General features: G+C 62.7%; 7 protein-coding genes and 2 pseudogenes. 3 read left to right on the forward strand and 6 right to left on the reverse strand.

Features of this window, described 5'->3' with window-relative positions:
- Nucleotides 1-152: 152 nt before the first annotated feature.
- Nucleotides 153-1,556, reverse strand: coding sequence for a 3-isopropylmalate dehydratase large subunit (gene leuC, locus BISU_RS08720; RefSeq protein ID WP_024464186.1), 1,404 nt, complete (start codon nucleotides 1,554-1,556; stop codon nucleotides 153-155).
- 241 nt (nucleotides 1,557-1,797) lie between these two features.
- On the opposite strand from leuC, the gene BISU_RS08725 reads away from it, so the two are divergent.
- A complete protein-coding gene (locus tag BISU_RS08725) occupies nucleotides 1,798-2,532 on the forward strand; it encodes an IclR family transcriptional regulator (RefSeq protein WP_152599244.1) in 735 nt (244 codons plus the stop codon).
- Nucleotides 2,533-2,793: 261 nt separating this feature from the next.
- Here BISU_RS08725 and BISU_RS08730 read toward each other — a convergent pair whose 3' ends face one another.
- The 3 genes from BISU_RS08730 to BISU_RS08740 form a co-directional block, all read right to left on the reverse strand.
- Nucleotides 2,794-4,137 (reverse strand): metallophosphoesterase family protein, encoded by a 1,344-nt coding sequence (locus BISU_RS08730; protein WP_024464184.1) that lies wholly within the window; start codon nucleotides 4,135-4,137, stop codon nucleotides 2,794-2,796.
- A 440-nt stretch (nucleotides 4,138-4,577) separates the two neighbouring features.
- The gene (locus tag BISU_RS08735) at nucleotides 4,578-5,264 is read right to left on the reverse strand and encodes a TetR/AcrR family transcriptional regulator (RefSeq protein WP_226839095.1); all 687 of its coding nucleotides are present in this window, start codon (nucleotides 5,262-5,264) and stop codon (nucleotides 4,578-4,580) included.
- Between the two features lie 70 nt (nucleotides 5,265-5,334).
- The gene (locus tag BISU_RS08740) at nucleotides 5,335-5,928 is read right to left on the reverse strand and encodes a sugar O-acetyltransferase (protein WP_024464182.1); all 594 of its coding nucleotides are present in this window, start codon (nucleotides 5,926-5,928) and stop codon (nucleotides 5,335-5,337) included.
- 86 nt (nucleotides 5,929-6,014) lie between these two features.
- On the opposite strand from BISU_RS08740, the pseudogene BISU_RS13220 reads away from it, so the two are divergent.
- A pseudogene (locus tag BISU_RS13220) lies at nucleotides 6,015-6,551 on the forward strand (NAD(P)H-dependent oxidoreductase).
- Nucleotides 6,552-6,772: 221 nt separating this feature from the next.
- Complete coding sequence (locus BISU_RS08750) at nucleotides 6,773-7,447, forward strand: sugar O-acetyltransferase (RefSeq protein WP_024464181.1); 675 nt, start codon at nucleotides 6,773-6,775, stop codon at nucleotides 7,445-7,447.
- A 217-nt stretch (nucleotides 7,448-7,664) separates the two neighbouring features.
- On the opposite strand, the gene BISU_RS11695 is transcribed toward BISU_RS08750, so the two are convergent.
- Nucleotides 7,665-8,492 carry a uridine kinase family protein gene (locus tag BISU_RS11695; protein ID WP_052115702.1) on the reverse strand — a complete coding sequence of 276 codons (828 nt, stop codon included), beginning with the start codon at nucleotides 8,490-8,492 and terminating at the stop codon, nucleotides 7,665-7,667.
- Nucleotides 8,493-8,854: 362 nt separating this feature from the next.
- A pseudogene (locus BISU_RS08760) lies at nucleotides 8,855-9,470 on the reverse strand (IS256 family transposase); the annotation flags it as partial.

The following is a 9,470-nucleotide window of genomic DNA, read 5'->3' on the forward strand; positions in this document are numbered from 1 at the left end:
GCGCCAACACATTCAGCAGATGCCCCGCGCGAATCCTCTATACATCCTTACCAGCCATTCGGCCTGCTGGCAATGGTTTTCTCACCGATTAAGCCAAAAACCCATTCGCCAGCCAAACAGCAGCCAACGTCAGCCCGCACCGCAAGCCCGCCTTACAGGTCTTCCAGGCTTGAGATCGTGCCGCGAATCGCAGTCGCAGCGGCCACGATCGGCGAGGACAGATGCGTGCGCGCGCCCTTGCCCTGACGGCCTTCGAAGTTGCGGTTCGAGGTCGAGATCGAGCGCTCGCCCGGCACCATCTTGTCCGCGTTCATGCCCAGGCACATCGAGCATCCGGCGTTGCGCCACTCGGCGCCGAAGTCGGTGAAGATCTTGTCCAAACCTTCCTGCTCCGCCTGCAGCCGCACGCGCGAGGAGGCGGGAACGACCAGCACGCGGTGAATCGACTTCGCCTTGTGATGGCCTTTCATGATCTTCGCCGCCGTGCGCAAGTCCTCGATGCGGCCGTTGGTGCATGAGCCGATGAACACCGTATCGACCGCGATGTCCTTGATCGGCATGCCCGGCGTAAGCCCCATGTACTCGATGGCCGACGTAGCCGAAGCCCGGGCATTGGCGTCCGGAATCTCCTGAGGCACCGGCACATTCGCGGTGATCGGCAAGCCCTGGCCGGGGTTCGTGCCCCAGGTCACGACCGGCGCGAGGTCGCTGGCGTTCAGATTCACAGTCCTATCGAACACGGCGTCGTCATCGGTCTTGAGCGTCTTCCAGTATTCGAGCGCCTGATCCCACATCTCGCCTTCAGGAGCGTGAGGACGGCCTTTGAGATATTCGAACGTCGTCTCGTCCGGCGCGATCATACCGGCGCGTGCGCCGCCCTCGATGGACATGTTGCACATGGTCATGCGCGCTTCCATCGACAGCTTGCGAATCGCCTCACCACGGTACTCAAGCACATGGCCCTGGCCGCCGCCGGTGCCGATCTTCGCGATAATCGCGAGGATGATGTCCTTCGAGGTCACGCCTGCCGGCAGCTCGCCGTCCACGTTGATGGCCATCGTTTTGAAGGGCTTCAACGAAAGCGTCTGCGTGGCCATCACATGCTCGACCTCGGAGGTGCCGATGCCGAAGGCAAGCGCGCCGAAAGCCCCATGCGTCGAAGTGTGCGAATCGCCGCACACGATGGTCATGCCGGGCTGCGTCAGTCCCAGAATCGGCGCGAAGGCGTGCACGATGCCCTGATCGGCATCGCCCAAGCCGTGCAGACGCACGCCGAACTCCTTGCAGTTGCGTTCCAAGGTCTGCAGCTGCAGCGCGGAGGTCTTGTCCGGGTTGGGGCGGTCGATGTTGGCCGTCGGCGTGTTGTGATCCTCGGTGGCGATGAGCTGATCGATGTGGCGCGGCTTGCGCCCGGCGAGCCGCAGGCCCTCGAACGCCTGGGGACTGGTCACCTCGTGCATCAGCATCAGATCGATGTACAGCAGATCGGGGGCGCCGTTTTCTCCCCGCCGCACCAAATGGTCGGCCCATACCTTCTCAGCCAATGTGGTTCCCATGCAGTCTCCTTTTGGACTCGCCATACACGGTTTCGCGCCTGAAAACAATTCCGGCTGCGCACTCAAACACAGCCCTTCCACAACCGAGTATGCGAGCTTGCAGCGCGCACGAACTTTTGCGTTTCGAAATATGAGATGGCATAATCCGAATATGACTTCTTCTAGCACCCACACCGACGAGTTCGATGCGCAGTTCGGCGGCACGGCGCACGACGACCATGGCGCGACCGGGGCTGCTCGCATGGACGACGGGGAGATTCATTCGGGAGTCGGGGTGCTTGACAAAACCGTCAAGATACTCGATGCCTTGGAATCCGGCCCGTTGACGCTCAGCCAGCTGGTTGCAACCACCGGGCTGGCTCGCCCAACGGCGCACCGGCTGGCGATTGCCTTGGAACGGCACCGCTTCGTGCTGCGCGACCCGCATGGGCGTTTCGTATTGGGCTCGCGCTTCGCCGAGCTGGCCACGGCTGCCGGCGAGGACCGCCTGCTGACCGCCGCCGGGCCTATTTTGCAGACGCTGCTCGATCGCAGCGGCGAATCGGCGCAGATATATCGCCGGCAGGGCGACCAGCGCGTGTGCATCGCCGCCGTGGAGCGGGCCAGCGGGCTGCGCGATTCGATTCCCGTAGGCGCGATGCTGTCGATGGAAGCCGGTTCGGCCGCGCAGATCTTGATGGCGTGGGAGGATTCGGAGCGGCTTCATCAGGGGCTGCTTCACGCCAAGTACACGGCCAGCCGCCTCGCCGCCGTGCGCAAACGCGGATGGGCCGAGTCGATCAACGAGCGTGAGGAGGGCGTATGCTCGATTTCCGCGCCGATTCGCAATGCCTCCGGGCAGGTCATCGCCGCGATCTCCATCTCCGGTCCCTCCGGGCGCATGGGTTCCGCGCCGGGCCGCCGCTACGCGCCACTCGTGATGACCGCAGGCAAGTACCTGACCGATGCGCTCATGAAGGCCAGCGTCAACCGCTAGCCATGCGACGGCAAGAGAGAGTGCTGACTAAAAGTTAGATATGTTTTCCGGACGCACCCCCTCGATGAGCGTCCGTTGTGTAGCGCTAATTATGGCCTGTCGCTACACAACGGTCTGTAAGGCTTCGTTAGCGTCCGCTTTGTAGCGTCAGGACGTAGCTGTCGCTACACAACGGACGCTAAGCCTGGTCAGTGGCCCTTTCGTTCCAGTTCCGCTTTTGCGAGTTCGTCATTGTTGCCCTGCGCTGTTGGGCTACTGGCGCTACTGGCCGATGCCGCGCAAGCGCTTGGCGATGCGCGAGACCAGCCCCGGTTTGCGCAGCAGGTCCATCGTCTCCCCCGGCGAGGCCGCCGTGTCGTTGAGCGCGTAGGTATAGGCCTTGCGATTGCTTGGTTTGCCGACCAGCTCGCCGAATTCGAGCAGCTGCGTGCGCGGCGCGAAGGGGTGGCGGATGTCGAACTCGAATAGGCGGGCGGCGCGCTGCGCGGGCGCAGGGCCATAGGAGCCGAAACCACAGGTCGGGGTCGCCGCCAGCAGGATGCCGTCGAGCGTGCCGACGAAGCGATTGCGATGGTCATGTCCGGCGCTGAGCGCGAAGCATCCCTCGCCGTCCTTCATCAGGTCGAATTCCCCACAGTCATGGTCCGGGCAGCTCACGCCTTCGCCGAGGTAGCTGCCAGGCAGCGTCTTGGTTTCATCGATGACATAATGATGCCCCGCGAAAGCACGGTACCCTTCCACGGCATGGTCGGCCGTAGCCAGCACCTCCTTGAGCAGCTCGTAATGCTGCGGCAGCGGGAAATGCTGGAAAACCATCGAACGTACGCCCAGCAGGCCCGAAATCGAATGCAGGAAGGTCAGCGCCCGGTCGGATGGCACGCCGTAGCCGCCCAACGGCGAGTAATCGCCCGAATCCAGCAGCACCAAGGCGATGACGGCGCGTCGGCGCTCCGCATCCAGCACAGGCAGCGCGAAAGTGCCCGGCTCGCACGGGAATATCCGCTGCTCAGGAAGCCCGGATGACGGCTGGATGCGCGGATGGCCGGGGCTGGCGGCCGTGGATTCGGGATTCAGGCAGCCGGGAAACTCGCGGTAGATGGCGTCCGATTCCGCGTTGTCAAGGCCGCATTGGAAGTCATGGTTGCCGTAGGTCACGGCCCACGGAATCCCGCGGTCGATAAGCGGCTGCACGAACTGCGCGATCTGCGAGCGCACCAGTCCCCGCGTATGCTCCAAGTCGGCGGCGAAGCGATCCGCGTTCTGCGTCCTGACCCGATTCCATGCCACAGTCCAGCGGCGCTTGCGGAAGGTCGCGGCGTACGCGGTGTCATAGCCGGCAATCTGATTGCCCGAAAACACGACGACGTCCGGCCTCGCGGCGTCCAGACAGGCGCTGATCAGCTTGATGGTGTCCTTGTCGACTTTGGGCCCGTCCTGGATATCCGCCAATTGCAACACCCGGAACTTGCCCGAATTGTGGAATTGCAGCCGACCCAGCCGCGCGGACACCGACAGCGGACGCCAGTCGCCCTGATGCGCGGATTGGGCCTGCTGGGCATGTTGGGCCGGCATCGTCGTCGGCAACGTTCGCTGCGTTTCGTTCATACTCACCACCATAGTGCAGATGCAGTGCAGACTGAACACGGTGCGACAAAACGACATAAACGACATAGATATAGCGCAAGCGCAGTCCAAACAGCATGCGGCACACCCGCGGCACAACCCATAATGCAGACGACCACGCTTACAACCATTGCATCGCAGGACGGCAGGCCTCCCCCTGCATGCCCGCCCACTTCCCACTATTGGACGTGTCCGCGCGTTTGCCGCAGTAGAACGCACGAATGTGCCCATTAGCCCATTAGCTTCGCATCTGCCTCATACTGGACGCATCCGTGCGTTGCACAGAGAGGAAACACACGAACCTTCGCACGTTCGACTCATACTGGATGGCTTGGTGCGTCATACCGCAGGAAAGCACGGGATATATCCACATGCCTACATGACCGGTCGTCTATTCAGCTCGTCTCGAACTGCATGATTTGTCAACCCGCCGCAGTGATGCGATTGACCGCTTCCACGACTTCGCTGGCATCGCGCGGCTGCTGGTCGAGGGCGCGATGGATGCTCAGGCCTTCGATGAGCGCGTCGAGCATGCGTGCGGTTTCAGGGTCGAAGAACTTCTCCAGCGCAGCGCGGCTGCGACGCATCCATGCCGTGGTGATGGAGCGGAATGACGGGTCTCTGGCCGCGAGCGTGTAGAGCTCGTGAGTAATCACCTGCTCGCGCGGGCCGGAGAATATGTCTTCGGTGATGATGGCGACGACCGCCTTCCGCGCCGAACCAAGGTCTTCGGCTTGCGCCATGCGGCGCTCGAAGCGGTCGGCGACGCTGTTGGCGAAGCGGGTGAATGCCTCGCGCAGCAGCTCGTCCATGCCGTTGAAATGGTAGGTCATGGAGCCCAGCGGCACGTCGGCGGCCCTGGCGACCACGCGATGCGACGCACCCGCCACGCCGACCTGCGCGATGACGTCCAGGCAGCTGTCGATGATGCGGTCGCGACGGCCGGGGTCGGTGCGCCGCAGACGGCGCGTTTGAGAGCCCGACGCCACACTGCCTCCATGACCCGCGCTGCTTGGGCGAATCAATTTTCCGGACTGCACCTTGCGGCCCTTGCGGGCCGATGCCTGCTTCGACGACAATCCGGCATTCGCGGAACGTTCGCCTTTCACGGAACGCTCTGCCTCTGCAAAAGCAGCATTCGCAGATGCTTTATCCTTTGCGGGCGGCTTCGCGTTCATTTCACGCCGCCTCCCCGATTCGGCGAATCACCCGTGCCGGGCTGCCGACCGCCACCGCATTCGCCGGTATGTCCTTGGCCACCACGGAGCCCGCGCCAATCACGCTGTTCTCGCCGATGCTCACGCCGGGGCATACGATGACGCCGCCGCCCAGCCACACATTGTCGCCAATCACAATCGGCTTGGCCGCTTCGAGCTTGTCGCGCCTCGGCCCCGGGGCGATGGGGTGCAGCGGAGTGAGCAGCTGCACATTCGGCCCGATCTGGCAGTCCTCGCCTATCGTGATAGCCGCGACATCCAGCGCCGTCAGGTTGAAGTTAATAAAGGTGCGCGCCCCGATGGTGATGTTCTCGCCATAGTCGACGAACAACGGCGGCTTGACGTACGCGCCTTCGCCCAAGTCGCCAATCAGCTCCTCAAGAAAATGCTGCGATTCGTCTTCGTTCGTGACATACGCGCGATGGTACAGATCGGACAGTTGCGTGGCCCGACGCGACAGCCGCGCATTGTCCGGGTCTTCGGCGATATAGAAATCGCCGGCGAGCATGCGTTCGCGGTTCGAACGAGAATCGCCCGCGAAATAGTCTTTTGCCATAGCTGTCATCCTACCATATTAATGTACGTACGTACGCACTATACTAGAATCAGCAACAACCATCGTGCAGGAAAGGCGCCTCTCATATGACAGCACTGGTAGTCGTGGGTCATCCCGATCTCGGCAAATCCGTTATCAACCGGACCTGGGTCGAAACGTTGCGCCAGCACAGCGAATTATGCGATGTGCATGTGCTCTCCGAGGCGTACCCGAACGGCCAAATCGACGCCGGACGAGAGCGCCGCCTCGTGGATTCGCATGACGCGCTCATCCTGCAATTTCCCCTGTACTGGTTCAACTGCCCGCCCATAGTGAAGCAGTGACTCGACGAGGTGCTTACCCACGGTTGGGCATACGGCATCGGTGGAAACGCGCTGCGCAACAAGCCCGTTGCGCTCGCTGTCAGCGCGGGCATCGTGCAGCCCGACTACAGCGCCGAAGGCAGATATCGGTACACGCTCAAGGAATTGCTTGCGCCCTTCGAAACCACATTCGACTACTGCCACGCCGATTATCGGCCGTTTTTCGCCTTATACGACACCGCCCACGCTCCAACGGAGGAGCATATCGAGCAGAACGCCGAAGAGTATGTCCAATTCATCAGGGACTTGCAATCTCAATAGGCAAACTCCGACTGCCGCTGCACGTCAGTCGCCGCGGGCATCACGGTCAATCCAGCCGTCAACCAACCAAACCGCCAGCTAGCAACCATCGCAACACGCAGCATGGCAATCCCGCCGCAGTACAATCCGCGATAGCTGCAACCGCATCATCAGCAACTCATTATCCCAGTCACAGCAACCATCGAATCACGTCAACCCTCAACCAGCAAGGAGCAACCCCCATGCCGCAGCCATCACATCTGACACCATTGCATGTGACGCCACAGCGCACCGAACTCGACTACATGCTCGCCGGAGAGCTTTATAACGCCGCCGACCCTGATCTCGTAAGCCGCCGCGCCCGTGCCCATCGCCTGTGCGAGGCGTTCAACCGCACGCCGGAGGATAATGCGGAAACCCGGCAGGCGATTCTGGACAAGCTGCTGCCCCATCGCGGCGAGGGCGCGGATGTGGCCGGACCCATCAACTTCGACTACGGCGAATTCACCACCTTCGGCCGGGGAGTCTACGCCAACTTCAATCTGATTGTGCTGGACGTGTGCCCGGTCACCGTAAGCGACAACGTCATGCTCGGGCCGAACGTGTCGCTCGTGACCCCAATCCACCCCATGCGCTGGCAGGAGCGCAACGTGCGCACCGCCGCTGACGGCTCCGGTTTCGACTACGAATACGCAGCCCCGATCACCATCGAGGCGAACTGCTGGCTGGCCACCAACGTTACCGTGACCGGCGGCGTCACCATCGGCGAAGGCAGCGTCGTCGGCGCAGGCTCCGTCGTCACGCACGACATACCAGCCAATTCTTTCGCCGCCGGCATACCTTGCAAGGTTATCCGCGAAATCAGTGAAGCCGACCGCATGACTTTGCCCACGCGCGTGCCTGAGTCGAATAGCTGACCTTCGGCGGCGGCCGGCGCCAACGCAGGCACCAACACAGGCGCTGCAGCCCCCTGCCGCTGCCTTCGCTCTTACCAGTGCCGGCTCTTCTCTCCGCCAGCAGTCAGACGTTGCCAGCCCCGGCTATCCCAATGTCATCCGCTGCCATCGATTCCGTCATCGCCACAGCCGAATGATTATCGCAACGACACCACTGATTCATCTACACACGAGTTGTCTACACATGATTCGTCGACACCGATGCAGACGAATCATCAGCGTCGGCCGGCCCGGCCTTCATCGTCACCATTCCCGGCTGGAATGCCGTTGACGAAGTCCCGTCAACAATGAAGTCGGCCCGTTCCCACGGCTTGTCAGCGGCGAAGAAACGGCGCTCGTCCTCATCCCACGAATCCCAGAACGCCACACACTCCTCGCGATCGCCATTCGCGTTGGCTGCGACATCCCGTTCCACGCCACGTCGCTTGGCCTCGACCCTGTCGGAGCGCACCCAGATCGCAGCATCGAGAAAATCCGCCACCGCCTTGCAGGACGAACCCGCCCCCTCGATGATGAGTGTTTCAACATCCGACGGCACATCAATCGAGCCGGTCCTGCCGCGCCTGACCCACTCCGGAGGCGTGAACGAAACGGACACACCATCCTGCAACGGCTTCAGAATCGAATCGGTGAGTAGATGGAACCAGTCGAACATCGGCTCGTACCATGCCAAATCGTCAGTATGCACTATGAAGGTGTGGTCGCCGCATAGCGCCGCAAGCTGGTCTGCAAGGGTCGTCTTGCCCGAGCCGGAGCGGCCGTCCACCGCTACGACACGGCGCTGTCGGGTATGGTCTCCCGCATCGCTGTCACCATCTCCTTGTACATGGCCATTGCCGCCGCTGCTGATCTCATTGCTCGCATCGTCGCCGACATTGCCTTGGGTACGGTCGCCAGCACCTCCGCTGGCGCCGCCTCTCACACTGCTGCTGACGTCGCTGCCTACAGCCTCCGCGTCGTCGTCAGCCTCGAATCCAGCAGTAATCGCCGCCCACAGCTCGCTCATTTCGACAGTACGCCATGAGTCAGGCGCACGCCGCTCTCCATCGCCCTGTTTTCCCATTTGCTCGCATCGTTCCTTCCGTCGCCACTGACATCCACGAGGGCTTCCACGACAATTTTACGTCGCAGAGTCGGGTTATAGGAACAAACGTGTTGGTTTAGACTGTGGTTTTTAGTCGGTGTTGTTGGGGTATGGGGTGCTGGCGTGCAGTTCGTTCCAGTCGACGCCGCTGCCCGCAGTTGGCTCGTCGCCGGTATGCTGTTCGCTTTCCCGTTCCTGCTGCGCTTTGGCCGAGGCCCGCGTCCTCTCCCGCGTCTCGTGGGCTTCGAGCAGCGCCTTGAGGTCGGGGCCGGGGCTTCGCATGAAGCATTCGTATTCGCACGCGCGCATCATGCGCGCCTCGCCCATGCCCCGGTGGTTCACAAGGATCCGCTTGATCGGCGAGTTCACGCCGCCTTCCAATCGGTTCGTGGTGTCCGGCACCGGCCCGCCCTCAAGGAGCCTGGGGTCCAGATAGGCGAACAGCCGCCCGTCGCGGAACAGCTTCTCGAACCGCTTGTAGGAGCGGCGCAGCCGCTCATGCGTCCACCACCACTTGCGCCCCGCCAATGCCTTGGGGTTTCCCGGGTCCTGCTTGGCGGTGGTCCGCTCGCTCACGAGGCCGCGCCAGCGTTCGTGCCATGCGTTGAGCGCCTCCGCCCATTGGGCCGCCTGCTCGGCCGTCCTGACTCTGGCGGGCTTCAATGAGAGTTTTCTGAGCTCCCGCCCCGCCTGGCTCCCGGGATGCATGGTCAGGTCGCGGCGCGTGTCGCGCTGCACGTGCGCCAGGCAGCGCTGCAGCCGGGTGTCCGGCCATTCGGCCCGGGCGGCCGTCTCCACTGCCGCGCATGCCGTCGCCGGCCAATACGTCGGGGGCGGGCACGCCATGGAACAGGGCGCGGCAGGCGGCGATCGTCTCATGCGCGCACCACCGGAAGCGCA

This window comes from Bifidobacterium subtile, from assembly GCF_000741775.1.
Taxonomy (GTDB): Bacteria; Actinomycetota; Actinomycetes; order Actinomycetales; family Bifidobacteriaceae; genus Bifidobacterium; species Bifidobacterium subtile.